We start from the raw sequence: 23,953 nt of genomic DNA on the forward strand, positions 1-23,953 counted from the left end.
CGCCGAGCGGTAGCTGAGGAAATCTGCACCTGCTTTCTTCCTTGGCAGGCTGGACTCGGCGTGACGTGCGCGGGACCCGTGGATGTGCGGCTGCTGAATGCCGGGATTCGGTGGGTGACTCACCCCCGCGCGTGTCCTGATGGACGCGTTGAAGCAACGCTACCGTGACCCGGCCGGGCCGTTGCGCGCCCCCGGCACGGCGGTCGGTGAACGGCGAAACGGGGCCGGGGAGCACCAGCCCCGGCCCCGTCCGTCCGCACTTGTCGGCGAACGTTCATTTACGCGCCTCCGACGGCGCTACCGCTTTCCCGCCTTCCGGGTGGCCCGCAGCCACTCCTTGTTCATGCTCGTGATGGACACCAGCGGAATGCCCTTCGGGCAGGCCGTCGCGCACTCCCCCGTCAGCGTGCACCCGCCGAAGCCCTCGTCGTCCATCTGCGCCACCATGTCCAGCACCCGCGTCTCCCGCTCGGGCGCCCCCTGGGGCAGCACGTTCAGATGGTTGATCTTGGCGGACGTGAACAGCATCGCCGCTCCGTTGGGGCAGGCCGCCACGCACGCCCCGCACCCGATGCACTCCGCGTGCTCGAACGCGAAGTCGGCGTCGGCCTTCGGCACCGCCGTGGCGTGCGCCTCCGGCGCGGCGCCGGTCGGTGCGGTGATGTAGCCACCGGCCTGGATGATCCGGTCGAACGCGGACCGGTCGACCACCAGGTCCTTGACGACCGGGAACGCGGACGCCCGCCACGGCTCGATGTCGATCGTGTCGCCGTCCTTGAAGGACCGCATGTGCAGCTGGCAGGTGGTGGTCCGCTCCGGACCGTGCGCGTCCCCGTTGATCACCAGGGAGCACGCGCCGCAGATCCCCTCACGGCAGTCGTGGTCGAAGGCGACCGGGTCCTCGCCGTTGAGGATCAGTTCCTCGTTGAGGGTGTCGAGCATCTCCAGGAAGGACATGTCCGACGAGATGCCGTCCACCTCGTAGGTGGACATCGCGCCGTCGGCGTCGGCGTTCTTCTGCCGCCAGACGCGCAGGGTGAGCTTCATGCGTAGCTCCGCTGGGTGGGGTGGACGTACTCGAAGACCAGGTCTTCCTTGTGCAGGACCGGGGCGTCCCCGGTGCCGGTGAACTCCCAGGCGGCCGCGTAGGAGAACTCGTCGTCCCGGCGGGCGGCTTCGCCGTCCGGGGTCTGGGACTCCTCCCGGAAATGGCCGCCGCAGGACTCGGCGCGGTGCAGCGCGTCGAGGCACATCAGCTCGGCCAGCTCCAGGTAGTCGACGATGCGGTTGGCCTTCTCCAGGGACTGGTTGAACTCCTCGCCGGTCCCGGGCACCTTGATCCGCCGCCAGAACTCCTCGCGGATCTGCGGAATGCGTTCGAGCGCCTTGCGCAGCCCCGCGTCCGTCCGGGCCATACCGCAGAACTCCCACATCAGTTCGCCGAGTTCACGGTGGAAGGAGTCGGGGGTGCGGTCGCCGTCGACGGAGAGCAGCAGGTTCAGCCGGTCCTCCGTCTCGGCCAGCACCTCCTGTACGACGGGGTGTTCGGCCGTCACCGCCTCCTGGTGGGGGTGGCGGGCGAGGTAGTCGTTGATGGTGGCCGGCAGCACGAAGTAGCCGTCGGCCAGGCCCTGCATCAGCGCACTCGCGCCGAGCCGGTTCGCCCCGTGGTCGGAGAAGTTGGCCTCGCCGACCGCGAACAGCCCGGGGACGGTGGTCTGGAGGTCGTAGTCGACCCACAGCCCGCCCATCGTGTAGTGCACGGCGGGGTAGATCCGCATCGGCACCTGGTACGGATCCTCGTCGGTGATCCGCTGGTACATGTCGAAGAGGTTGCCGTACTTGGCCTCCACGGCCTTGCGCCCCATCCGCGCGATGGCGTCGGCGAAGTCGAGGTAGACGCCCTGCCCGCCGGGGCCGACGCCCCGCCCCTCGTCGCAGACGTTCTTCGCGGCGCGGGAGGCGATGTCGCGTGGGACCAGGTTGCCGAAGGACGGGTAGATGCGCTCCAGGTAGTAGTCGCGCTCGTCCTCGGGGATCTGGTTCGCGGGCCGGGTGTCGCCCTTGGCCTTGGGCACCCAGATCCGGCCGTCGTTGCGCAGCGACTCGCTCATCAGGGTGAGCTTGGACTGGTGGTCGCCGGTGCGCGGGATGCAGGTGGGGTGGATCTGGGTGAAGCACGGGTTGGCGAAGTAGGCGCCGCGCCGGTGCGCCCGCCAGACGGCGGTGGCGTTGGAGTTCATGGCGTTCGTCGACAGGTAGAAGACGTTGCCGTAGCCACCGCTGGCGAGGACGACGGCGTCGGCGAAGTACGTGTCGATGCGACCGGTGATGAGGTCCCTGGCCACGATCCCGCGCGCCCGTCCGTCGACCACGATCACGTCGAGCATCTCGGTACGCGGATGCATCTCCACGTTCCCCGCGGCGATCTGCCGGCTGAGCGCCTGGTAGGCACCGAGGAGCAGCTGCTGCCCGGTTTGCCCGCGGGCGTAGAAGGTACGGGACACCTGGACACCGCCGAAGGACCGGGTGTCGAGCAGACCGCCGTACTCGCGGGCGAACGGCACACCCTGGGCCACGCACTGGTCGATGATCTCGACGGAGATCTGTGCGAGCCGGTGGACGTTGGACTCCCGGGCCCGGAAGTCGCCGCCCTTGACGGTGTCGTAGAACAGCCGGTGGACGGAGTCGCCGTCGTTGCGGTAGTTCTTCGCCGCGTTGATACCGCCCTGCGCGGCGATGGAGTGGGCGCGGCGCGGGGAGTCCTGGTAGCAGAACTGGACGACGTGGTAGCCCTGTTCGGCGAGCGTGGCCCCGGCGGAGCCGCCCGCGAGACCGGTGCCTACGACGATCACGGTGTGCTTGCGCCGGTTGGCGGGGTTGACCAGCTTGGCCTCGAAACGGCGCTTGTCCCAGCGCTCGTTGACGGGGCCGGAGGGGGCCTTGCCGTCGACGACGGCTTCGCCGGTCGGGTAGTTCACGTAGTCGGTCATGTTCAGCTCACCACTCCGGTCATGACGCCCACGGGTACGGCGATGAAGCCGGCCGTGAGCAGCAGCGCGAGGACGTCGGCCGTGGCCTTGAGGGCTCGGTCGCGGGTGCGGCTGCCGGCGCCGAGGGTCTGCGCGGCGCTCCAGAAGCCGTGCCGGACGTGCAGCCCCAGCGCGAGCATCGCGACGATGTAGATGACGTTGCCGTACCAGGTGGAGAAGGTGTCCACGACGTTCTGGTACGGGTGGCCCTCCTGGAAGCCGCCCGAGTGCACGGTGCCGGTGGTCAGGTCGAGGATGTGCCAGACGATGAACAGGGCGAGGATGATCCCGCCCCAGCGCATGGTGCGGGTCGCGTAGCTGGCCCGGGGCCTGCTGTGGACGTACTTCGTCGGGCGCGCCTTGATGTCACGGCGGCTGAGCTGGTACGCGGACGTGGCGTGCGCGACCACGGCGACGACCAGGACGATCCGGATGAGCCAGAGCGTCCACTCGTAGTGCATGAACGGTTCACCGACGGTGCGCAGCCAGTGGGCGTAATGGTTGAATTCGCCCGCCCCGAAGTAGATCTTCAGGTTGCCGATCATGTGCACGACCAGGTAGAGCAGCATGATCAGGCCGCTGACGGCCATCACGGTCTTCTTGCCGACGGAGCTGTCCCACATCGTGCGTGCCATGGACGGCCGTCGGTCCGTCCGCGTTGCCAGAGCCATGTTCAGGACGGTAGAGCCCGGACACCCGATCGGTCCAAGACATGGTCCAGCTCGATTCCATAGCCAGAAGCTATCGTGTCACCATGCAGTTCCAGCAGCTTCAGTACTTTGTCGCCGTCGCCGAGACCCGGCACTTCACCCGGGCCGCCGAGCTGGTCCATGTCGCCCAGCCGTCGCTGTCCCAGCAGATCAGGGCGTTGGAGCGGGAGCTGGGGGCAGATCTCTTCCTGCGGGCCAGGGGCAACATCACGCTCACCGACGCGGGCGAGGCCCTGCTGCCGCTGGCCCGGCGGATCCTGGCGGACGCGGACACCGCCCGCCACGAGGTCCAGGAGCTGGTGCAGCTGCGGAGCGGGCGGGTGCGGCTGGGGGCGACGCCGAGTCTGTGCACCGGGTTGCTGCCGGACGTGCTGCGAGGCTTCCACGACCGCTACCCCGGCATCCAGCTGCTGATCGAGGAGAGCGGCTCCCACGACCTGGTACGGGAGCTGGCGCGCGGGGCACTGGACCTGGCGCTGATCGTGCTGCCGCTGCCGCCGGCGTCGCCCGCGCTGACCACGGTGGAGCTGTTGCGGGAGGACCTGGTGGTGGTGTCCTCGCCCGAGGCGACGGCGCCCGGACGGGGGCGGGGCGGGGTGAAGATCTCCGACCTGGAGGGGGAGCGGCTGGTGATGTTCCGGCACGGCTACGACCTGCGGGAGCTGACCGTCGCGGCGTGCCGCTCCGCCGGGTTCGAGCCGGGTTTCGCTGTTGAGGGGGGTGAGATGGACGCGGTGCTGGGGTTTGTGCGGGCGGGGCTCGGGGTGGCCGTGGTGCCTCGGATGGTTGCCGCTCGTTCGGGGCGGGGGTTGCGGGTCACTCCGCTGGCTCGGCCGGGGTTGCATCGGACGATCGCTTTGGCGCACCGGAGTGATGTGGCGCCGCCTCGGGCGGCCAGGGAGTTGCAGAGGATGCTGTTGGAGAGGTGAGAGTGCCCATGGACGCCGTTCTGGTTGATCGCCGTTCGGGACTGCTGGCTCGTTGTGGCTGGTCGCGCAGTTCCCCGCGCCCCTGAAGGGGCGCCGTAGGTGCCGCGCCTTTCTCGGTACCGCTCATTCCTTTGTCGCTCCCGCGAGCATCCCCGATACCAAGGTGCGCTGGGAGAAGAGGAACAGAACCAGGACCGGCAGGATCGCGATGATGATCGCCAGGGCCAGTTCGGGGATCGTGATGTTCAGGCCCGCGCCGGCCACCGGGTTGAACGACGGGGTGGAGGTGAGGAGTTGGTTCAGGCCCACCTGGACGGGGAACTGCTTGCTGTTCGGGAGGACCAGGTAGGGGAGGAAGAAGTTGTTCCAGTTGCCTACGAAGCTGAAGAACGCGACCAGGCCGATCACCGGCTTCGCCAGCGGCAGCGCGATGCGCGAGAAGAGCTGCCATTCGGTGCAGCCGTCGATCCGCGCCGCCGACAGCAGGTCCCTGGGCAGGCTGCTGCCGAAGTAGATGTACACGAGGTACACGCCGAACGGGTAGAAGGAGAAGGGCAGGATCACCGACCAGACGGTGCCGATCAGATGGAAGCGGTTGAGCTCCAGGAAGATCGGCAGGACCAGGGTGGCCTGCGGCATGATCATGGTGACGAGGGTGATCACCAGCAGGGTCTTGCGGCCCCTGAACTTCGTCAGGGCCAGGGCGTAGCCGGCCGGCACGCTGACAGCGAGGGTCAGGACGAGTGAACCGCCCGAGTAGATCGCTGAGTTGCGCAGCCAGGTGAGCATCGCGCCGTCCTGGAAGGCGAAGAGATGACGCCAGGCCGCACCGATCTGCCCGAACGAGCCGAAGGCCAGAGGATTGTCCCGGACCACCTCCCCCGCCGTCTTGGACGGGGCGAGCAGCAGCCAGATCACCGGCAGGACGAAGAACACGAGGAGGAGGGCCAGCAGGAGGGCCACGATCAGGAAGGAGAGGGCCCGGGTCGGCCGGACGCGCCGGGTCGCCGCTGCCGGGGAGAGAGCTGATTGCGTCATGACTCATCCAACTTGAACAGGTTCGAGCGGGCGACCAGCAGGCCCGCGGCCAGGAGTCCCACGGCGAGCAGGACGACGGAGATGGCGGCGGCGCCGTTGAAGTCGCCTTGCTGGAAGGCGTACACGTAGGCCAGCTGGTTGGGCGACCAGGTGGGGCTGACCCGGCCGAGGCTGGCCGTCTGGAGCAGTTGGGGTTCGACGAACAGCTGGGTGCCGGTGGCGAACGCCATGATGGTCATGTAGACGATCCACTGCCGGATCATCGGGATCTGGATGTGCCAGGCGGTCCGCCAGGGGCCCGCGCCGTCCATCCGGGCCGCTTCGAGGACCTCGTCGGGGATGTTGTTGAGCGCCCCGTACATCACCACCATCCAGCCGCCCGCGCCGGTCCAGAAGGCGATGAGCATGAGGATCAGCGGCAGGTCGGCGGGGGCGAGGACGGCCGCGAAGGTCTGCATGCCCATGCTCTTCAGCAGCCAGGACACCGGGCTGACGTCGGGATCCAGCATGAACAGCCAGACCAGGACGCTGGCCACGCCGGCGAGGGCGCCGGGGATGTAGTAGAGGAAGCGGAAGAGGGCGGAGGTGCCGGGGCGGATCCGGCTGCGCAGGATCACGGCGACCAGGACGACCAGGACCACGAGCGCGGCCAGCCACAGCAGCAGGTAGATCAGCATGTGGGTGAAGGCGGGCCCGAAGCGGTAGTCCTGGACCACCTTGACGAACTGGTTCAGGCCGGTGAACTGGCCCCGGTCGTTGGTGAACGCCAGGTAGAAGGAGTAGGCGGTCGGGACGATGCCGAAGGCGAGCAGCAGCAGCGCGTAGCCGGCGACGAACCAGTAGCCCGCGCGGCCGCGGCCGCTGCGCCGCGGCGGGGTGCCGCGGCGCAGCGGGGAGACGGCGACGCGCTCGGTCTCCAGCAGGGTCACTGGTCCGCCACCTTGTATCCGTGCGCCTTCGCCTCGTTGCCGATCTCCTTCTGCCAGGCCGGCAGCGTGTCGGTCAGACTCTTTCCAGCGGTCAGCGCGGGCAGGACGACACTGGACCAGGCGGTGGCGTCCGAGAACTTGGTGTTCGACCAGCCGGTCCACACCTCGTTCGCGGCCTGCTCGAACGCCTCGCTTACGTCGGCGGCGAAGTAGCCGCTGTTGGCGGGGTTCTTCAGCCACGCCTGCGCGGCCTTGGTGTAGGCGGGGTAGGTGGGCGCGGACGCCTGGTTCTCGTCGGACGTGGTCAGCCAGGTGACCAGGTCCGTGGAGGCCTTGAGGTTGGCGCTGTGCGAGGACACCATCCACACGCCGCCGCCGACGTTGCCGGTGGCCGCCTTCGTCTCCCCCGCCCAGGTGAGCGGGGGTGCCGCGGCGATCTGCCCGGCCGGGGTGTGGAAGGCCGCCTTGAAGAGGTACTGGCCGTACCAGGACGGGCCGTAGGCCATCAGGACCTTGCCGCCGCTCTCCTTGGCGAAGCCCTGGCTGAAGAAGCCCTTGGTGGTGACGGCCTTGGCGTCGATCAGGCCGTCCAGGAGCTTGGCCGTGCGGGTGCAGTCCGGGTCCTGGAGGTCGGTGCGCAGGGTGTCCGGCTTCACCAGGTCGAACGCCGGGCACTGGCCTGACCAGAAGTACGACTCGTGGGAGTTGGTATCGCCGACCGAGCCGACGAGGTAGCCGGGGTGCTCCTCGGCCACCTTCTTGCCCAGGGCCTCGTACGCCTCCCACGTGGTGGGGACCTGGTAACCCCACTTGTCCATGAGGGACTTGTTGTACCAGAGGACGACCTGTGCGATGTCGTTGCGCAGGCAGTAGGTGTGGCCGTTGAACTGGCAGGGGGTCAGGGAGCCCTTGGCGAAGCCTTTCAGCGTGCTCTGCGGGACGAGCTTGTCGTCCAGCGGGGCGGCGAACGGCTGCACGCCCGGTTTGGTCGGCTCGGAGGCCCAGGTGACGTCGGTGGGCGAGCCGAACACCACGTCGGGCCAGCCGCTGCCGGTCCGGTCGAAGAGCTGCACCTTGGACTGGAGGTAGGTCGAGCCGTCGGCGCCGCCGTCGTACGTGACGATGTCCATCTTCACGTCCGGGTGGGCCTTCTGGTACTTCTGCACCGACGGCAGGCGGGTCGAGTCCGCCCACACCGTGATCTGCGAGTCGTCCTGCTGCGTGGCCGGCTTGAAGGTCGACTGGCCGGAGGAGGACTGGGCGGTGGTGTCGGCGCTGGCGCAGCCCGCCAGCAGCGCCGCGGTGGACAGGGAGAGCGCGGCGGCCGCGGTGCGCAGAGCGGTGCGGTGTCGGCCCGCTCTCGGGGACTCGGAAGACCTCATCGTCTTGCCTTTCTGTTCTTGCAGGTCAGCGCGGCTGTTCGACGAACGGCAGGAGTTCGCTGCCGTAGCCGAAGTCGAGGGGAAGGGCGATGCCGGGTGTGGTGGGGGCGTGCACCAGCCCCCGCTCGTCCACGTGGCGCTCGCGTACGACCGTGGTCGCGGTCACCAGGGACTCGTAGTAGGTGGTGTTGGAGATGGCCATGCACAGGTGGTGGTTGGGGATGTCCGAACCGTGCACCTCGGCGCGGAGCCGGTAGGCGTCGGCGAGGTGGGCGGTGCGCATGGCGCCGGTGATGCCGCCCCGCAGGGTGGTGCCGGCCCGGACGCCGAAGGTGGCGGCGCCGGCCCGGATGAAGTCGGCGGAGTTCATGTGGGCCCCGTCGGAGGTCTCGGCGACCAGCAGCGGGACGTCCACGGCCGCGGCGAGCTGCCGGTAGGCGGAGACGCTGAACTCGCGCATCGGCTCCTCGTACCAGAGGTAGTCGGCCTCGGAGAGGGCCCGCCCGAGGCGGATCGCGTCGGGCAGGTCGAAGCCCGCCGAGCCGTCGTACATCAGGGGCACGTCCGGGCCGACGTGCGCGCGCAGGGCCAGGCAGAGCGCGGCGTCCCGGCGGGCGTCGCCCCAGGCGTGCAGTTTGATGCCCCGGTAGCCGAGGTCCAGGCACTGGTCGGCGACGTCGAGGAACTCCTCGGTGGTGGCGAACGTCGACGTCGAGGCGTAGGCGGGGATGGATTCGCGGAAGCCGCCGAGCAGCCGCCAGACCGGCTGGCCGTGGTAGCGGCCGGCCAGGTCCCACAGGGCGATGTCGATCAGGCCCAGGGTGGGGAGCGGGAGTTCGTGGATACGGTCCAGCTCCCACACCCGGTGCCACAGCCACTCCCGCTGGAACGGGTCGGCCCCGACCAGTTCCTCGCGGAAGACCCGGTCCACCAGTTCGGTGAGCGTGGTGAAGGCTCCCGGGCGGGCGAACAGGGCCACCCCCTCGGCCCCCTCATCCGTGCCGATGCGCAGCACCGCGCCGTCGCCGACCGGAGCGCTGCCGCTCAGACCGTCCCGCCAGCGGAAGGGCGGGCTGGCCGCCGGAACGTCGATCCGGTGTACTTCGACATGGGTGATCTTCATCCTGGCTTTCGTTTCTGTGGGTGCGGGGACGGCGCTTCGGCTGACCGCTCAGAAGCCGCCGTACGCCTGGAGCTCGTAGACGCTGCCGCCGTTCCAGCTGGAGCCGGTGACGGTCAGGCGCAGATAGCGGGCGGTGACGGGCTCGTCGGCGAACGAGTAGTCGGTCTGCGCGACGGTGTTGTCCGCTGTGTGGTCCTCGAAGGTCGACCAGTTCGCGCCGTCGGCGGAGTACTCCAGGCGGTACTTGTAGCCGCTTGCCTTCTCGAAGGTGGTGACCACGGCGGAGACGCTGGTGTCCTTGCCGAGGTCCACCTGGAGCCAGGACGGGTCGGGCAGGCCGAGGCCCTGTGCCCAGCGGGTCGACAGGTCACCGTCGAAGGCCTTGGCAGGAACGTTTCCTTCCGAGTCGGAGGAGGCCGTTGCCGTCTTGTCCAGGGCCAGGTCGTCGTCGGGCGGGGTGGTGACCTCCGCCGCCGCACTGGGGTCGGAGGCGTTGAGCTCGGCGTCGCGGGCGACGACGGTGAAGGAGTACTTCGTACCGGGCTTCAGACCGGAGACCCGGTAGGTCGTGTCGCCGGTGACCCCGATCCGCGTGCCGTCCTGGTAGACGACGTAACTGGTCACCCCGGTGTCGTCGGTGGCGGCCGGCCAGCTGACGTCCACCAGGCTGGGCAGCAGCGCCTTGGCGGCGGGCTGTCCGGGTGCCGTGGGGGCGGTGTGGTCGGAGCCGGGGGCGCGGGCGGCGCCGTAGACCTGGAAGTCGTAGATGCTGCCGCCGTTGCCGCTGGTGCCGGTCACGGTCAGCCGTACGAAGCGGCCGGTGACCGGGGTGCCGGCGTCGGCGTAGTCGGTCTGCGCGGTGGTGTTGTCGGAGGTGTGGTCCGCGAGGGTCCGCCAGTGGACCTCGTCGGGCGAGACCTCGATGCGGTACTTGTAGCCGCTGCCCTTCTCGAACGTGGTGATCGCGCCGGTCACGTCGTACGACGCGCCGAGGTCGACCTGGATCCAGGACGGGTCGGGCAGCCCCAGGCCCTGCGCCCAGCGGGTGGAGAGGTCGCCGTCGACCGCCTTGGCCGGGACGTTGCCCTCGGAGTCGGAGGAGGCGGTGACCGGCTTCTTCAGCGCCAGGTCCGAGCCGTCGGGCATGATGACCTTCAGCGACCGGCTGGGCGCGGACTCGTTGCCGGCTGCGTCACGGGCGGTGACGGTGAAGGTGTACGTCTGACCCGCCGTCAGGCCGGAGAGGCGGACCGAGGTCTTGCCGGAGGCGCTGACCAGCTTGCCGTCCCGGAAGACCGAGTAGCCGGTGACCCCGGTGTCGTCCGTGGCGGCGGTCCAGCTCAGGTCCGCGACGGTCGGGAAGTCGGTGACCGCGGCCGGGGTGCCGGGGGCGGTGGGCGCCTGGTGGTCGGTGACCGTGGGGCCCGGGTCGAGGTGCTGGTAGGCCTTCTCCAGGCCGGCGTTGTTCACGACGGAGGCGGGGAGCTGGTCGCAGGAGCCGACCGTGGTGTTGCCGCTGACGTCGTTGTTCTGGCTCAGGTACTGGACGCTGAAGGCGGGCTGGGTCGTGTAGTTGCCCCGGGCCGTGTTGTCCTGGGCGTGGTTCATCAGCAGCCACTGGAAGGCGACGTCGCAGAACGCGTTGCCGGTGTTCTCCCAGTGCCGGCTGCCCTCGTCGTGGTAGACGGCGCCGTAGGCGGGGGCCGGGACGCCGTGGATGTAGTTGCCGGTGACCTTGCCGCCGGGGTCGCTGCTGAGCGTGTAGATCGCTCCGCCGTCGGCCTGTGACCGCATGATGTCGCTGATCTCGTTGTCGCTGACGACGTTGTCACGGCTGATGGTCGGGGTGTCGGAGACCGGGATGCCGGCGTTGCCGGGGTAGGCCGAGTTGCCGCCCTGATCGGTCAGGCCCCAGCCCCAGCCGACGGAGATGCCGCTGTAGGGCAGGTCGTGGACCTTGTTGTGGGTGATCACCGTGGAGTCGGTGTAGCCGGCCAGGATGCCCAGCGACCCGTTGTACTGGTCGGCGACCTTGGTGACGACGTTGTCATCGACCAACGTGTCCTCGGTGATGTCACGGGGGTCGTCGGGGTGCGCGTCGCCCCAGGTGACTCCACCGATCTGGATGCCGGTCGCGGCGATCTGGCGGAAGACGTTGCCGGTGATCGTGGTGTGCTGGGTGCCGGTGTTCAGGTTCAGGCCGACGGCGCCGAGATGCGTGAAGGTGTCGCCGGTGAACTCGATGCCCTGCCCATGGCTGACGTTGACCGCCCCGGGGGTCTTCTTCCAGTTCAGGCGCGTGGAGTCGAAGGTCGGGTTGTCGTCCCCGACCATCCGGAAGCCGGCCTGGCCCTCGATGAGTCCGTCGGCCGAACTCGGCTCGAGCCAGGTGGAGCAGGAGAAGGTGATGCCCTGGAAGGACACGTTCGCGACGGGGTGGTCACGGGTGCCGTTCAGGTCCACCAGGTCCTGAACCACGGGGACGGTGACGTCCGCGGTCCTCATGTTCTCACCCTGCTCGGGCATGTAGTAGATCTCGCCGGCGCTCTTGTCCAGGTACCACTCCCCGGGGCTGTCCAGCAGTTCGCGGGCGTTCTCCAGCCAGGTCGGGTTCTGGATCTCCTGGCCCTGCTGGAGGTTGGCGTTGTGCCAGCACGGCTGCCGCATCGTCATCGTGGTACCGGAGATCGACTCCACGGGGCAGCGCATGAGCTTCCAGCCCCAGGAGCTGACGACTTCGAGGTCCGCGGGGTGCTTGTAGTTGCTGATGCCGGTGTCGGTGAAGGTGTAGCCGGTGGCCGTCTTGCTGAAGCCGGCGGGGTTCTTCCCGCTGCGGGCCCGGGTCCTCAACTCTCCGTCGACATAGAGCTGTCGGGTGTCGAGGCCGGTCAGCTTCGCCTTGTAGACCTTGCCGTCGGCGTCGGCCCTGGTCCAGCCGGTGACCTGCTTGCCGCCGCTGACCACCGGGTGCGCGCCGGGCGCGGCTTCGTAGACGATCCGCTGGCCGTGCCTGCCGGAGTCCTGGGCGGTGAGGGCGAAGGTACGGCTGAGCCGGTACGTGCCGGACAGCAGCCGGACGTGGATGTCGCCGTCGACCTTGCTCTTGGCGTCGCGCACGTAGTCCCGTGCGTGTTCCAGGGTCTTGAAGGGGTGGTCGGCGCTGCCCCGGCCGGTGTCCTTGCCGGTCGGGGAGACGTAGACGGTGAGCCCGGACGCATTCGGGGCGGCCTGGGCCGGGGCGACGGCCAGGGGGGTCATCGCCAGGGCGACGGGCAGGGCGGCTATGAGGGTTCTCGGCAGGGACACGGCTCTGGCCCTGCGCACAGACAGAAGAGACACGGAGATCCAATCGCCTGGGGGATGGAGCATGGGAAACAGGTCGTCCGACCGGTTTCCGGCGCCGATGGGCGTCGTACGGGTGCGGGCCGGTAGGGGCTGGTCGCGCCCACGCGGCGGAGCCGCACATTGACCCAGCCCCGCGCCCCGTTCAGGGCGTGCACCTGGCGCCCCTTCAGGGGCGCGGGGAACTACGCGACCAGCCCCCACCGGCACGCACCCGTATGGCGCCGACCGGCCTACGACACCGATGTCTGCGGCGGAAGCCCGGAGTCTCCGGAGCCGCTGTCCGCCGACGGCCGCGCGGGTGCCCCGGGGGCGGCGCGGTCGCCGAGGTTGAACAGCCGGTCGCGGATCTTCCGCTCGAACTGGCTCTGGGTGGTGGCGATGTGCTCCACCATCAGCTCGCTCGCGAGATCGGCCTCCCCCGCGGCGACCGCCTCCGCGATGGCGAGATGCTGTCGTGCGGCGACCTCCAGCGAGCCGGGGGCGTCGCCGTGGAAGAGCAGTACGTCGGACTGGGACGCCAGACGCCGTACCCCGGCGACGCTCGACCGCAGGAACACGTTGTGCGAGCCCGCGCCCACCGCGTCGTGGAAAGCCTCGTCGGCCCGGGCGAAGGCATGTCCGTCGTTCTGCTGGGCCGCCGTCAGTGAACTCTGCGCGCCCTCCCGGATGGTGCGGACCTCGATGGGGGTGGCGAGGCCGGCGGCCCGGCGGGCCGTCTCCGACTCGATCACCGTGCGGTAGTCCAGCAGCATCAGCACGTCTTCCATGCTCGTCGGCCGGAAGTGCGACAGCTGGTCGTCCACCAGCCCGCCGGACACCTCCGCGACGAAGATGCCGGCACCGCGCCGCACGCTCAGCCGGCCGATGGCGGCGAGGACCTTGACGGCCTCACGCGTGACGTTGCGGGACGCTCCCAGGATCTCGGCCAGGCCCGCTTCGGTGGGGAGCCGGTCGCCCGGCCGCAGGTTCTGCTCGGCGATGTACTCCAGGAGCTGTTCGGCGACCAGTTCGTACCCCGGCCGGTAGGGACCGTCGGAGACCGGTGACGGATCGGGCACGGTGTACCCCCTCATCGATGTTCGGATTAATCAGGTTCATCGGCGGTGGTCACTATGACATCAGCGTTACACGGAGGGAAGATTTCGAACGGAACTTGTTTCAAGTGCCTGATGAGGCAGGGTAATACCGCCTGCGATCGACATCTCGCGGAACCATTGCGCGGGAAGGATCTGATCCTTAGGGTCCTGCTCGTCAGATGAAACTGATTCTTCGCCGTTCGTCCCTCAGGAAGGAGAGGTGAGCCAGATGCAGCGCTTCGCTGCCGTCATCCGGTTGCGTCCGGAGAAGGAGTCGGAGTACCGCGCACTGCACGCCGCCGCATGGCCGGGCGTGCTGGCGGCACTCAAGCGTGCCGGGATCGGTAACTACTCGATCTTCCTGCGGGACGGGCTGCTGTTCAGCTACCTGGAGTACGCGGGCAGCGACTACGCCGCCGACACCGCGGAGATCGCCGCCGACCCGGTGACACGCGAGTGGTGGGCGCTGACGGACCCCTGTCAGCAGCCGCTTGACACCGCCGCCGAGGGCGAGTGGTGGGCCCCCGCAGAGGAGGTCTTCCACCTCGACTGAGGGCCCACGAAGGGACGCCGGGTCGTCAGCCCGTCGCGTCCACCAGCGCCAGTTCGTGCAGGCGCTCCGGTGGGCCCGGGCGGGCGTAGTACCAGCCCTGGGCCGTGTCGCAGCCCAGTATGCGGAGTTGCTCGGCCTGGGCGCCCGTCTCCACGCCCTCGACCGTGACCGCGAGGTCCAGGCTGTGGGCCAGGGAGACGATGCCCTCCACGATCTTGAGGTCGACCGGGTCCGCCGGGAACTGCTGCATGCTCTGGGTGAAGGAGCGGTCCAGCTTGAGGATGCTCACCGGGAGGCGGCGCAGGTTGGCGAGGTTGGAGTAGCCCGTGCCGAAGTCGTCCAGGGCGATGTCGACACCCATCTCGGCGAGCCGGCGCAGCGGCTTGAGGAGATCGTCGTCGGCGCCGATCAGGGCCGACTCGGTGACCTCCAGGCAGAGGGCGTCGGGGGACACTCCGGTCCGCTCCAGGATGTCCACCGTGTCCTGGACCAGGCCGGGGTGGCTGAGCTGGCACGGGGACAGGTTGACGTTGATCCGCAGCGGGCCTGCGCTGGTCTGCTCGCCATAGCGTTCTCGCCATTCGCCGGCCTGGCGGATCGACTCCTCCAGGACCCAGCGGCCCAACGGGACGATGAGCCCGGTGTGTTCGGCGAGCGGGATGAACCGGTCGGGACCGAGGACGCCGTGCTGCGGGTGCAGCCAGCGGACCAGGGCCTCGGCACCGCGGACACTGCCGTCACCGAGGTGGACCAGCGGCTGGTACTCGATGAAGAACTCGTTGCGGTCCAGGGCGGCGGGGAGCGCGGTGGTCAGGCCGTGCCGGGTGATGGCGCGGGCGTCGGCCTCCGGGTCGGCCAGCTCGAAGCGGTTGCCGCCCGCCGACTTGGCCCGGTACATCGTGATGTCGGCGCTGCGCAGCACCTCGGCCGGGGTGCGTTCGCCCGCCGGGCCCTCCACGATGCCGATGGAGCCCCGGACCATGAGTTCCCGGCCGTCGATGCTGATCGGGGTGATGAGGGCGTTCATGATGCGGTCGGCCAGGTCGTCGACCTCGCGTTGGGTGGCCGGTCCGGTGGTCAGCGCCACGAACTCGTCGCCGCCGAGCCGGGCGACCATCTCGCCGGGCGCGGTCGCGCAGGACTGCAGCCGGTCGGCGACCTCCACAAGCAACCGGTCACCGGCCGAGTGGCCGAGGCTGTCGTTGATGGTCTTGAAGCCGTCCAGGTCGAGGTAGCACAGCCCGAAGCGCTGGCCCTCACCGGCGGCCAGTGCCTTCTCCAGGCGCTCGAAGAACAGCGTGCGGTTCGGGAGGCCGGTGAGCGCGTCGTGGGTGGCCTCGTAGCGCAGCCGCAGGTTGAGCAGTCGGCGCTCGGTGGTGTCCTCCATGAGGGCCAGCTGGTACTGCGGGTCGCCGTCCGCGTCCCGGAGCAGGGAGACGGTCAGGTTGGTCCACAGGACCGTTCCGTCGGAGCGGTTGAACGCCTTCTCGACGTGGTAGTGCTCGCGGTCGCCGCGGACCAGCTCCTCGTAGAGCCGCCAGGTCTGGGGCGCGTCCTCGGGATGCGCCCACTCCATGACCTTGCGGCCGCGCAGGGTCTGTTCGGAGCCGCCGAACATGCGCAGCAGCGCACCGTTGACCTGGAGGACGTTGCCCTCCAGATCGGCGATGCCGATTCCTATCGCCGCGCCCTCGAAGACGGCGCGGAAGCGGGCCTCGCTGGCGTGCAGCGCCTGCGCGACCACGCCCTGGGCCCGCAACGCGGCCTGCGCGATGGCCTCCTGCTCGGCCAGCGTGCGCTCACGCAGTGCCTGGGCGAACCCGGCGGCCATCGCGTGCTGGATCCGTGAGGAACGCATCCGCAGCTCGTCCTGGGGACCGTCCCCGCCGCAGTACAGGGCCAGATAGGCGTCGACGCAGTCGAGGGTGCGGGTGAGCGCCTCGGGATCGGTGCAGTGCGCGTCGATCAGCGCGGCCCCCACCTGCCGGGCCTCCTCGGCGTCGAAGCCGTGCGCCCGCAGCACCTCACTCAACCGACGGGCCAGCGGGAGGAGTTGCTCCTCGAACTCCGGCCGGGTCAGGGACGTCGAGGTCACCGGGAACACCGCCCGGCTCCAGATCGTCGCGAACCGGCGCAGTCTGTCCTCCGGGCCGTCCGGCTCCGCGCTCACGCCGCGATCCCCACGCCGGCGAATCCGGAGAAGGCATACGGATCCTCGTCCTCCGGCGCCGACTCCGGCCGCCAGTGCGGCATCGGCACCAGTCCGGGTTCCACCATGTCGTACCCCTCGAAGAACCTTGCGATCTCGTCGCGCGAGCGCATGATGAGCGGGTTGCGAATGTCCTTGTATACGTCCACCGCGCTCTCGGCCCGCTCGGATGACAGCGGGATTCCCTCGTACGAGGCATGCGTGAGGATCAACAGGCTGCCGGGCGCGAGTGTTTCGCGCAGCTGTGCCACTGTCCCGTACGGGTCGTCCGCGTCTTCCACGAAGTGCAGTATGGCAACGAGGAGCAAGGCCACTGGCCGATTCAGGTCGATAAGGCGCTCCACCTGAGGGCTCGACAGGATCTCCTGGGGCTTGCGGAGGTCCGCGGCGACCACGTCCGCCTTCTCGTTGCCCGCGAGCACGGCCTGGCTGTGGGCCACGGCCACCGGGTCGTGGTCGACGTACACCACACGTGCGCCGGGGTGCGCCGCCTGCGCCACCTCGTGGACGTTGCCGAAGGTGGGGATGCCGGACCCGATGTCCAGGAACTGCTCGATGTCGGCGCCCACGGCGTAGCGGACGGCACGGCGCATGAAGGCCCGGTTGGCCTGCATGATCTTCGGCAGGCCCGGCAGAAACGTCATCGCCTTGCGGGCCGCTTCCCGGTCGACCTCGAAATTGTGCGAACCGCCCAGGTAGTAGTCGTAGATACGCGAAACGCTCGGCACCGAGATGTCGATGCTCCGTGGGGCCCAGGCGGGACGCTCCATGTATCTCTCCAAGGCTGAGGCGATCCGGTGTTCGAGCAGAGGCTACTGATCGCCTGCGAACTGGGCGAGTGGAACCGGAAATTGACCGTCCGTTCCCGGTCACTACCTGGGAATTCGGTGTGCGCTTTGGGGGTGTTCGGGCATTCCGTCGGATGCGGATGCGATGCAGAGCACATCTGGACGCGGTGCAAAGGACCTGCGGAGGAGATGCAGAACACAGGAGCCCGCCCCCTCCGTGCGGTGCGGAGGGGGCGGGCGGTCGTGCGCCGTTGTGACGTCGTCCGGGACTCTCGCTGGCCTCTGCCCTCCCTTCCGCGATGCGCGAATGTGGACTTGGGCGGGGCGATCAACCCTGGGGAGGCGATCCCTTGCTAGCTCGGCGCGCCGACCAGCTTTCCTTCGGGCGAGACGGCGTACCAAGTGCCGCCGACGCCCTGGCCGTTGGTGTCCCCGGCCTTCGCGTCACCGGAGAAGGTGTAGATGGGCCAGCAGTTGACCGTCTGCTGCTTCTCGCCGTTGTCGGGCCGGGTGAAGCCCATCAGGCCCTTCTTCACGACGCCCTTGGTGTCGCTGGAGGCCACCTCCGCGACGGCCGGCCACTTCGCGAGGCAGTCACCGGTGCAGTTGGAGACGGACTTGGGCCACGCCTTGTCCTTGATGAAGCGGTAGACCGTCATGCCGTTCTTGTCGACGACGATGTCACCGAGCTTGGCGTCCTTGCGCACGGACAGGCCGGGCAGGTCGGCCAGGGTGGCCTTCTTGCCGTCGGGGGCCGTCGCGAACCACTTGCCGCCCACACCCTGGCCGTTCACGTCACCGGCGTTGACGTCCTTGGCATAGCGGTACACCGGCCAGCCGCCGACGGTCAGCTGCTTGGTGCCGTCGGTGCGGGTGACCTCGCCGAGCAGCGCCTTGTCGATGCCCTCACCGGCCGTGGCGTCGTCGGCGGGCACCGGCGGCCAGGTGGTGGCGCAGTCGCCGTCGCAGTTCGACTTGGGGGGATTGGCGGTGTCCGCGTCGAAACGGTAGAGGGTGAGGCCGCTGCCGTCGGTCAGCACCTTGCCCAGATCGGGGTTGCTGGCAACGGTCAACTTGCCCGCGGGGGCGACCACGGCCGGAGAGCTGGAAGCCTGGCTGCCGTCCGCGCCGTAACCGTTGCCGGCACCGGTGGAGGGGCTGGTCACGCTGCCCACGCTGCCGACACCGGCCGGGGCCGTGGCACCCACGTTCTGGGCCGCCGAGGACGGAGTGGTCACATTGTCCTGACCGCATCCCGTCGTCAAGGCAAGCACGCCTGCGGCCGTGGCCACCAGAGAGGCGCTCCTCCAGGAGGTCTTCATCTTCAACTCCCCATACATCGCCTGGATATTGCAGCGCCTGTGTTCCGCCGCATGACACCAGGTACGGACGCCGGGGGCCGAAGTGTTCAACGGCCGCACAAATTTCTTTCCGGACACTGTGCCGCCGGTGCCCCTCCCGCACGGACGTACGCTTCGAGCCAACCGACGGACCGTGTGATTCAAACCGGTTTACGCCACCTGTCCCCCGTTCGGGCCAATCCCTCCGCACTCCGGCGTGCGACGGCACTCGACGCCTCATGATCTCGGTCGTGCATGCACCCGAAGCGACCCGACTCGTGCCCGTCCCGAGGGTGTTGGCTCTGCTGACACTCACCTGGACCCTGCTGGGCTGCCCGGTCGGCACGGCGTCGGCCGACGCCTGCGCGTACGCCTCGACGGGCCCCGACGGCGCGTACGCGGTGGCCGTCGCCGGCGACTCCTGGCCCACTCCCCCGCCGTGCCCGCCTCCCACACCACCGCCCTGCCCGACGCCGACACCCACCCCGACCCCGCCGCCCCCTCCGCCGCCGCCTCCGAAACCGACCCCCACGCCCAAGCCCACCCCCAAGCCCAAGCCCACGCCGAAGCCCCGGCCGAGGCCCACCCCGCCGGCGCCGCCACCACCCGCGCCGGCCCCGAAGCCCGCGCCCACCCCGCCACCGGCTGCCCGGCCCCAGCCGAGGCCGACGCCCACCCCGACCCCGTCACCGAAGCCCACCCCGCGGCCCTCACCGACCCCGGTGACCTACCCGCCGTACCGCATCCAGTCGACCGGCACGGCGGCCCCGAACCGCACCTCACCGGTCACCTACGTCCTGCTCATCGCCGTACCCGCCATCGTTGCCATCGCCGCGTTCCGCGCGCGCTGACGGCCGGCCCGCTGATTTCTGGAGGCTTCCGTTGCCGGATTGGCTTGTTCTCGTCCTCGCGATGCTCGCGGCCTGTGCCGTGGTGGTCATCATCACCCTCGTCCGGCACAAGAGGGCGGCGGAGGACGAGGATCCCTCCGAGACGCCGGACGTCATCGAATACATGACCATGTGGATCGGCGTCATCTACGCCATCGTCCTCGGTCTGGCGGTGGCCGGGGTCTGGGAGGCCCGCAGCGCCGCCCAGGACCATGTGCAGGCGGAGGCGCAGGCACTGCACGAGATCTACGAACGGGTGCGGGTGTACCCGCCCGACGCCCGTGACCGCATCCGGGCGGACCTCGACGCCTACGCCCGGCAGGTCGTCGACAAGGAGTGGAAGGAGATGGCCGACCACGGCCGTCTCACCCCGCGCGGCGCGGATCTGCTCGCGCAGATCCGTCAGGACGTCACCGACTACGAGCCGAAGACCGACTTCCAGGCGCAGGCCTACCAGCCGCTGGTGGACCAGGTGGCCGCGCTCGACCAGTCGCGCAGCGCCCGGGCCGACTCGACCGGGGCGACCATGCCGAACGTGGTGTGGTTCGGGCTGCTGACCGGAGCCGTGGTCACCATCGGCATGGTCTTCGCGCTGCAGATCAGGCGCACCCGGCGCGAACTGATCCTGGCGGGGCTGTTCTCCGCGACCATCGCGTTCATGCTCTTCCTGATCTGGGACTTCGACGAACCGTACAGCCGGGGCATCACAGCGACGGCGCAGCCCTTCCTGAACCTCTTCCCGCACATCAAGGGATAGGGGTCCCGGACCGCCGGGGGCCATCCGTGGGGACATCCGCCGCGCCACGCCGCGGACGTCCCCCGGGTGCCGTATCCACGTCCCCCGGTCGGCCCACCCGCTTCCCCCGTTCGCACTACAGAGTTCGCGCGCGTGTGCGGATGTTCCTAGCGTTCCGATCATCGAGGTGCATTTCCGGCACGAGCGGAACAGATCCGCGGACAGCTCCTCGGGGACCGGAGGAACCACCATGCACGCAATACGCCTCGCCTCGGCCGCGCTGCTCGGCGTCGGGGCCCTCGTCCTGGGCGCTCCGGCCGCCCTCACGGACGACCAGGGCGACGGGGGCCGTGACAGTGGCCGGCAGACCTCCTTCGGCGTCCACGTCACGCCGTCCACCGTCTCGGCCGGTGGCCGGGTCAGCCTGCAGCTGAGCCGCGACGAGAGTTGCCGGGGCGCCGCGACGGTCAGCTCGGACGTGTTCGACACGGTCCGGATCCCGGAGGGGCGGGACTCGGTGGCGGCCACGGTCGACCGGGACGCGAGGTCACAGGCGTCGTACCGGGTGACGTTCGACTGCGACGGGACGAAGGGGTCGACCGAACTCAGCATCGCCGGCAGCCAGTCGACGGGACACGGCGACGGCGGCACGGACAGCCAGTCCGAGGGGCGCACCGACGGACGCACTGACGCCGGGTCCGACGACCAGTCCGCCGGCCACACCGGTGGCCGCACCGACGGCGGTGCCGACGGCGGAGTCGACAGCGGTGCCGACGGGCGTGAGGAACTCAACCCGCAGCCCCTTCCGCCCGACCGGGGTGTGCGGGCCGGTGCGGGCGGCAGTGTCGACGGGTTCGACCTGAAGGAGATCGGCCTCGGCATCGTGCTCGTCGCGGGCTCGGTCGGCACGGCGTACCGCATCGCACGCCGACGGGCCGGCGTGGGCGGTGCCTGAGCACCTCCCGCCCCCGCACGGCCGCGCGGGTCTTCGCCCCGGTCCCACGCGGATCCGGGGCGAAGACGGCCCGCACGGGTCAGAGCCGCTTCTCGTGCCGCCGGCGCAGCCAGAACCCGCAGCCGGCGAGCACGGCCGCGCCCACCAGCCCACCGCCGATCGCCATGTCGGCCGGGGTGGCCCCGCTGGAGACACTGCCGCCGAGGCCGCCCCTGACCCCGCCGAGCACATAGAACGCGTTCGGCCGGGTCAGGGTCCGCCCCCCGTTGCAACGGACGGTCAGGTCGTACGGGCCCGGGCGGGCATCCCGGTCGATGGTGGCAACCCCGCGCGCCATGTCGCCGCCGAACGGGAACAGCGAGGTCGTCCGGAAGGCGCGGGAGCTCATGGAGCCGCTGCGGCAGCCGTTGACGGTGACGGTGAGGCGGGCGCCGCTCGTGATCGCCCTCGGCTGGGCGAGGATGTTGCGCACCCCGAAGCCCCGGCCGCCGAATCCGTCGCCGAACCCGCCACCGCCGTTCCCACCGCCGAACCCGTCACCACCGTTCCCGCCGCCGAACCCGTCGTCACCGTTCCCGCCGCCGAACCCGTCGTCACCGCGCCCGCCACCGAACCCGTCGTCGCCCCGCCCGCCGAAGCCCTCGCCGCCCCGCCCGCCGAAGCCCTCGCCGCCCCGCCCGCCGAAGCCGTCCCTACCCCTTCCGTCCCCGCCGCGGCCGAAGCCGCCTCCGCCGAACCCGCCGACGCCGTACCCGGGAACGACGACTCCGGGCACCGCCGCGATACCGGGGACGGCCCCCACCCCGACTCCGGGGGCGACACCGACGCCCGCCCCGGGGGCGACACCGGTCCCGGGGGCGACGCCCGTCCCACCGACGACCGGGGCCTGGGTGTTGGGCGGGCCACCGGGGTTCCCCAGGCCGTCGGCGACGGCCACCGGGGCGGCGGCGCCGAGAACGGCGACCACGGTGCACGCGGCCGCCAGCGCACGTGAGTTTCGCATCTCTTCCTCCGCGGAAGGCGCCCCGGGAACCGTCCCCGGTAGATCGGCGAGAAAGCACCTCCCGAATAGACCCTCAGATGCCTTGAACACGCCCGCATTTCGAGAATGGTCCGTCCTGGTGAGGGGACACGCCGAGCGAAAAGCACACAATCGGATATTGCCGCAGGTCACGGACCGTCAGAAAAATCCTGAGAACGGCAACTCGGATGGCGCACCGGAATGCGCGCGGGCCACCCGTTCGCCCGTTGCCCCGTCGCCGCACGCGTGCGCGGGACTTAGCGTTTTCCCATGCGCGCTACGGACATGCGCGCCACGGACATCGCGGCGGCCGCGTCGAGAGGGGATGGCGAATGTCTGCGTCCGAACTTTCCGAGCTGGCCGAAGAGGAGGAGCGGCGGCGTAAGCGTGCCCCCTGGGGCGTGATAGCGCTCGTTCTGCTGACCGGTCTGGCGCTCATCCGCAACGGTTCGGGGGAGTTCGACGTCGGCCCGCCGCAGCCGGCCTCGGCCGCCGCCCCGGACAGCCGTAGCACGGTCCCGGACACCTTCGCCACCGCGCCCGCCTCGCTCCCGTACTCGGCGGCGAACCGGATCAGGATCCCCGCGATCCGGGTCGACGCGCCCGTGATGCCGGTGGGCCTGGACTCGGACGGCTGGGTCGCGGCACCGCCGCCGGACGACCCGAATCTGGCCGGCTGGTTCACCGGGGGCGTCTCGCCCGGCGAAAAAGGCACGTCCGTGATCGTCGGCCACGTCGACAACACGAAGGGGCCGGCGGTGTTCTACGGTCTCGGTTCCCTGAAGAAGAGCAACCGGATCGAGATCGACCGCACCGACGGAAAGACCGCGGTGTTCGAGATCTACGGCATCGAGGTCTTCGCGAAAGCCGATTTCCCCGGCGACCGGGTCTACGGTTCCAAGGGCACACCGGAGTTGCGGGTCATCACCTGCGGCGGCGGTTTCTCGAAGCAGAACGGTTACGACGGGAACGTGGTGGTCTTCGCCCGCCTGGTCGAGGCCCGCTGAGGCGGACCCGGCCGGGCGGGCGAAAGCCCGTCGGCGGCAACGGGGCGGATCCGGTTCAGGTCCGGCGGCGCGGCACCGTCAGGTGGTAGCCGTTGTCCAGCAGATAGGGCAGATATTCACGCAGGGCCTTGACGCTCTGTGAGCGGTCGCCCCCGGCGTCGTGGGAGAGGACCACGACGCCGGGGGCGGCGCCCTTCTCGATCGTGTCGACGATGGTGCGGGTGCCCGGGGTGGTCCAGTCGGTGCTGTCGACGGTCCAGGCCATGGGCTCCATGCCCATCTCGGCGCCGAGTTGGAAGGCCGCGCGGTTCCAGGCGCCGTAGGGAGCGCGGAACCACTGGGGGCGCTCGCCGTAGGTGTCCTCGATGGCGTCGCTGGTGCTCTCCATCTCGTCGCGGATCTCACGGCGGTCCAGGGTGGTGAGCAGCGGATGCGTCCAGGTGTGGTTGCCCACGACATGGCCCTCGGCGGCCATCCGCGCCACCAGTTCCCGGTTCTGGACGATGCACTCCCCGCACAGGAAGAACATCGCGCGCACGTCGTACTTGGCAAGGGTGTCCAGGATGTGCGGGGTGTAGGCCGGGTTGGGCCCGTCGTCGAAGGTGAGCATCATGTGCCGGCCGCTCCCGGAGATCCGCATGATGGGTTGCTTGCGGACCTTCAGCTTGCGCGGCTCGGTGGGCGGCGGCCCGTATCCGGTGAGCGGCTGGAGCCGGAAGGCGGAGGACTTCAGCGCCTGGCGGGCCGGTGGTCCGGCGGCCGGCGCGACGGTGCCCGCCGCCTCCTCGCCGTCGCTCGCCAGCACGATTCCCGCGGTGCCCGCGGCGCCCAGAGCGGCGGCGCCGGCGAGCAGCAGCCGGCGCCGGGTGAACAACTGATCCTTCTGCATG

General features: G+C 69.9%; 20 protein-coding genes. 6 read left to right on the forward strand and 14 right to left on the reverse strand.

Annotated elements, in window-relative coordinates:
- Positions 1 to 297: 297 nt before the first annotated feature.
- The 3 genes from ACWGJB_RS00340 to ACWGJB_RS00350 are packed head-to-tail and all read right to left on the reverse strand — an operon-like array spanning position 298 to position 3,667.
- Complete coding sequence (locus ACWGJB_RS00340) at positions 298 to 1,047, reverse strand: succinate dehydrogenase/fumarate reductase iron-sulfur subunit (RefSeq protein WP_453378067.1); 750 nt, start codon at positions 1,045 to 1,047, stop codon at positions 298 to 300.
- Positions 1,044 to 2,993, reverse strand: coding sequence for a fumarate reductase/succinate dehydrogenase flavoprotein subunit (locus ACWGJB_RS00345; protein WP_453378068.1), 1,950 nt, complete (start codon positions 2,991 to 2,993; stop codon positions 1,044 to 1,046). The genes ACWGJB_RS00340 and ACWGJB_RS00345 overlap by 4 nt, the downstream gene beginning before the upstream one ends.
- Before the next feature lie 2 nt (positions 2,994 to 2,995).
- Positions 2,996 to 3,667, reverse strand: coding sequence for a succinate dehydrogenase (locus ACWGJB_RS00350; RefSeq protein ID WP_453378565.1), 672 nt, complete (start codon positions 3,665 to 3,667; stop codon positions 2,996 to 2,998).
- 119 nt (positions 3,668 to 3,786) lie between these two features.
- Between ACWGJB_RS00350 and ACWGJB_RS00355 the strand changes: the two genes are divergently transcribed.
- Entirely contained in the window at positions 3,787 to 4,671 is an 885-nt protein-coding gene (locus ACWGJB_RS00355) for a LysR family transcriptional regulator (RefSeq protein WP_453378069.1), read from the forward strand.
- Between the two features lie 123 nt (positions 4,672 to 4,794).
- Here the strand turns inward: ACWGJB_RS00355 and ACWGJB_RS00360 are convergent, their stop codons facing one another.
- From ACWGJB_RS00360 to ACWGJB_RS00385, 6 genes are all read right to left on the reverse strand, one after another.
- Complete coding sequence (locus ACWGJB_RS00360) at positions 4,795 to 5,709, reverse strand: carbohydrate ABC transporter permease (protein WP_453378070.1); 915 nt, start codon at positions 5,707 to 5,709, stop codon at positions 4,795 to 4,797.
- The gene (locus ACWGJB_RS00365; protein ID WP_453378071.1) at positions 5,706 to 6,638 is read right to left on the reverse strand and encodes a carbohydrate ABC transporter permease; all 933 of its coding nucleotides are present in this window, start codon (positions 6,636 to 6,638) and stop codon (positions 5,706 to 5,708) included. Before ACWGJB_RS00365 ends, ACWGJB_RS00360 begins: the two co-directional genes overlap by 4 nt.
- Positions 6,635 to 8,020: an ABC transporter substrate-binding protein gene (locus ACWGJB_RS00370; protein WP_453378072.1), complete on the reverse strand. Its 1,386-nt coding sequence runs from the start codon at positions 8,018 to 8,020 to the stop codon at positions 6,635 to 6,637. Before ACWGJB_RS00370 ends, ACWGJB_RS00365 begins: the two co-directional genes overlap by 4 nt.
- A 25-nt stretch (positions 8,021 to 8,045) precedes the next feature.
- A complete protein-coding gene (locus ACWGJB_RS00375) occupies positions 8,046 to 9,143 on the reverse strand; it encodes an enolase C-terminal domain-like protein (protein WP_453378073.1) in 1,098 nt (365 codons plus the stop codon).
- Positions 9,144 to 9,191: 48 nt separating this feature from the next.
- Positions 9,192 to 12,401 (reverse strand): discoidin domain-containing protein, encoded by a 3,210-nt coding sequence (locus tag ACWGJB_RS00380; protein WP_453378566.1) that lies wholly within the window; start codon positions 12,399 to 12,401, stop codon positions 9,192 to 9,194.
- Positions 12,402 to 12,718: 317 nt separating this feature from the next.
- The gene (locus ACWGJB_RS00385; protein ID WP_453378074.1) at positions 12,719 to 13,561 is read right to left on the reverse strand and encodes a FadR/GntR family transcriptional regulator; all 843 of its coding nucleotides are present in this window, start codon (positions 13,559 to 13,561) and stop codon (positions 12,719 to 12,721) included.
- A 232-nt stretch (positions 13,562 to 13,793) separates the two neighbouring features.
- On the opposite strand from ACWGJB_RS00385, the gene ACWGJB_RS00390 reads away from it, so the two are divergent.
- On the forward strand, positions 13,794 to 14,117 hold the full coding sequence (locus ACWGJB_RS00390) for an L-rhamnose mutarotase (RefSeq protein ID WP_453378567.1): 324 nt from the start codon (positions 13,794 to 13,796) through the stop codon (positions 14,115 to 14,117).
- Positions 14,118 to 14,142: 25 nt separating this feature from the next.
- On the opposite strand, the gene ACWGJB_RS00395 is transcribed toward ACWGJB_RS00390, so the two are convergent.
- The 3 genes from ACWGJB_RS00395 to ACWGJB_RS00405 form a co-directional block, all read right to left on the reverse strand.
- Positions 14,143 to 16,287 (reverse strand): putative bifunctional diguanylate cyclase/phosphodiesterase, encoded by a 2,145-nt coding sequence (locus tag ACWGJB_RS00395; protein WP_453378075.1) that lies wholly within the window; start codon positions 16,285 to 16,287, stop codon positions 14,143 to 14,145.
- On the reverse strand, positions 16,284 to 17,096 hold the full coding sequence (locus ACWGJB_RS00400) for an SAM-dependent methyltransferase (protein ID WP_453378076.1): 813 nt from the start codon (positions 17,094 to 17,096) through the stop codon (positions 16,284 to 16,286). Before ACWGJB_RS00400 ends, ACWGJB_RS00395 begins: the two co-directional genes overlap by 4 nt.
- A gap of 371 nt (positions 17,097 to 17,467) precedes the next feature.
- On the reverse strand, positions 17,468 to 18,436 hold the full coding sequence (locus tag ACWGJB_RS00405; RefSeq protein WP_453378077.1) for an SCO0930 family lipoprotein: 969 nt from the start codon (positions 18,434 to 18,436) through the stop codon (positions 17,468 to 17,470).
- Between the two features lie 269 nt (positions 18,437 to 18,705).
- Here ACWGJB_RS00405 and ACWGJB_RS00410 point away from each other — a divergent pair, with 269 nt between their 5' ends.
- From ACWGJB_RS00410 to ACWGJB_RS00420, 3 genes are all read left to right on the forward strand, one after another.
- The gene (locus tag ACWGJB_RS00410; RefSeq protein WP_453378078.1) at positions 18,706 to 19,305 is read left to right on the forward strand and encodes a hypothetical protein; all 600 of its coding nucleotides are present in this window, start codon (positions 18,706 to 18,708) and stop codon (positions 19,303 to 19,305) included.
- 31 nt (positions 19,306 to 19,336) lie between these two features.
- The gene (locus tag ACWGJB_RS00415; protein ID WP_453378079.1) at positions 19,337 to 20,101 is read left to right on the forward strand and encodes a bestrophin-like domain; all 765 of its coding nucleotides are present in this window, start codon (positions 19,337 to 19,339) and stop codon (positions 20,099 to 20,101) included.
- Positions 20,102 to 20,330: 229 nt separating this feature from the next.
- Positions 20,331 to 21,035 (forward strand): hypothetical protein, encoded by a 705-nt coding sequence (locus ACWGJB_RS00420; RefSeq protein ID WP_453378080.1) that lies wholly within the window; start codon positions 20,331 to 20,333, stop codon positions 21,033 to 21,035.
- Between the two features lie 79 nt (positions 21,036 to 21,114).
- Here the strand turns inward: ACWGJB_RS00420 and ACWGJB_RS00425 are convergent, their stop codons facing one another.
- Positions 21,115 to 22,038 carry a hypothetical protein gene (locus ACWGJB_RS00425; protein WP_453378081.1) on the reverse strand — a complete coding sequence of 308 codons (924 nt, stop codon included), beginning with the start codon at positions 22,036 to 22,038 and terminating at the stop codon, positions 21,115 to 21,117.
- Between the two features lie 350 nt (positions 22,039 to 22,388).
- On the opposite strand from ACWGJB_RS00425, the gene ACWGJB_RS00430 reads away from it, so the two are divergent.
- Complete coding sequence (locus ACWGJB_RS00430) at positions 22,389 to 23,063, forward strand: class F sortase (RefSeq protein WP_360479542.1); 675 nt, start codon at positions 22,389 to 22,391, stop codon at positions 23,061 to 23,063.
- A 55-nt stretch (positions 23,064 to 23,118) separates the two neighbouring features.
- Here the strand turns inward: ACWGJB_RS00430 and ACWGJB_RS00435 are convergent, their stop codons facing one another.
- Positions 23,119 to 23,952: a polysaccharide deacetylase family protein gene (locus ACWGJB_RS00435; RefSeq protein WP_453378082.1), complete on the reverse strand. Its 834-nt coding sequence runs from the start codon at positions 23,950 to 23,952 to the stop codon at positions 23,119 to 23,121.
- Between the last annotated feature and the right edge of the window lies 1 nt (position 23,953).

The organism is Streptomyces sp. NPDC054813, assembly GCF_053611365.1.

Excerpts from the sequence above, each read along its gene's own strand:
- ACWGJB_RS00340 (WP_453378067.1), bottom strand. The coding sequence starts at position 1,047 with ATGAAGCTCACCCTGCGCGTCTGGCGGCAGAAGAACGCCGACGCCGAC.
- ACWGJB_RS00345 (WP_453378068.1), bottom strand. The coding sequence starts at position 2,993 with ATGACCGACTACGTGAACTACCCGACCGGCGAAGCCGTCGTCGACGGC.
- ACWGJB_RS00350 (WP_453378565.1), bottom strand. The coding sequence starts at position 3,667 with ATGGCACGCACGATGTGGGACAGCTCCGTCGGCAAGAAGACCGTGATG.
- ACWGJB_RS00355 (WP_453378069.1), top strand. The coding sequence starts at position 3,787 with ATGCAGTTCCAGCAGCTTCAGTACTTTGTCGCCGTCGCCGAGACCCGG.
- ACWGJB_RS00360 (WP_453378070.1), bottom strand. The coding sequence starts at position 5,709 with ATGACGCAATCAGCTCTCTCCCCGGCAGCGGCGACCCGGCGCGTCCGG.
- ACWGJB_RS00370 (WP_453378072.1), bottom strand. The coding sequence starts at position 8,020 with ATGAGGTCTTCCGAGTCCCCGAGAGCGGGCCGACACCGCACCGCTCTG.
- ACWGJB_RS00375 (WP_453378073.1), bottom strand. The coding sequence starts at position 9,143 with ATGAAGATCACCCATGTCGAAGTACACCGGATCGACGTTCCGGCGGCC.
- ACWGJB_RS00380 (WP_453378566.1), bottom strand. The coding sequence starts at position 12,401 with ATGACCCCCCTGGCCGTCGCCCCGGCCCAGGCCGCCCCGAATGCGTCC.
- ACWGJB_RS00385 (WP_453378074.1), bottom strand. The coding sequence starts at position 13,561 with ATGAGGGGGTACACCGTGCCCGATCCGTCACCGGTCTCCGACGGTCCC.
- ACWGJB_RS00390 (WP_453378567.1), top strand. The coding sequence starts at position 13,794 with ATGCAGCGCTTCGCTGCCGTCATCCGGTTGCGTCCGGAGAAGGAGTCG.
- ACWGJB_RS00400 (WP_453378076.1), bottom strand. The coding sequence starts at position 17,096 with ATGGAGCGTCCCGCCTGGGCCCCACGGAGCATCGACATCTCGGTGCCG.
- ACWGJB_RS00405 (WP_453378077.1), bottom strand. The coding sequence starts at position 18,436 with ATGAAGACCTCCTGGAGGAGCGCCTCTCTGGTGGCCACGGCCGCAGGC.
- ACWGJB_RS00420 (WP_453378080.1), top strand. The coding sequence starts at position 20,331 with ATGCACGCAATACGCCTCGCCTCGGCCGCGCTGCTCGGCGTCGGGGCC.
- ACWGJB_RS00425 (WP_453378081.1), bottom strand. The coding sequence starts at position 22,038 with ATGCGAAACTCACGTGCGCTGGCGGCCGCGTGCACCGTGGTCGCCGTT.
- ACWGJB_RS00430 (WP_360479542.1), top strand. The coding sequence starts at position 22,389 with ATGTCTGCGTCCGAACTTTCCGAGCTGGCCGAAGAGGAGGAGCGGCGG.
- ACWGJB_RS00435 (WP_453378082.1), bottom strand. The coding sequence starts at position 23,952 with ATGCAGAAGGATCAGTTGTTCACCCGGCGCCGGCTGCTGCTCGCCGGC.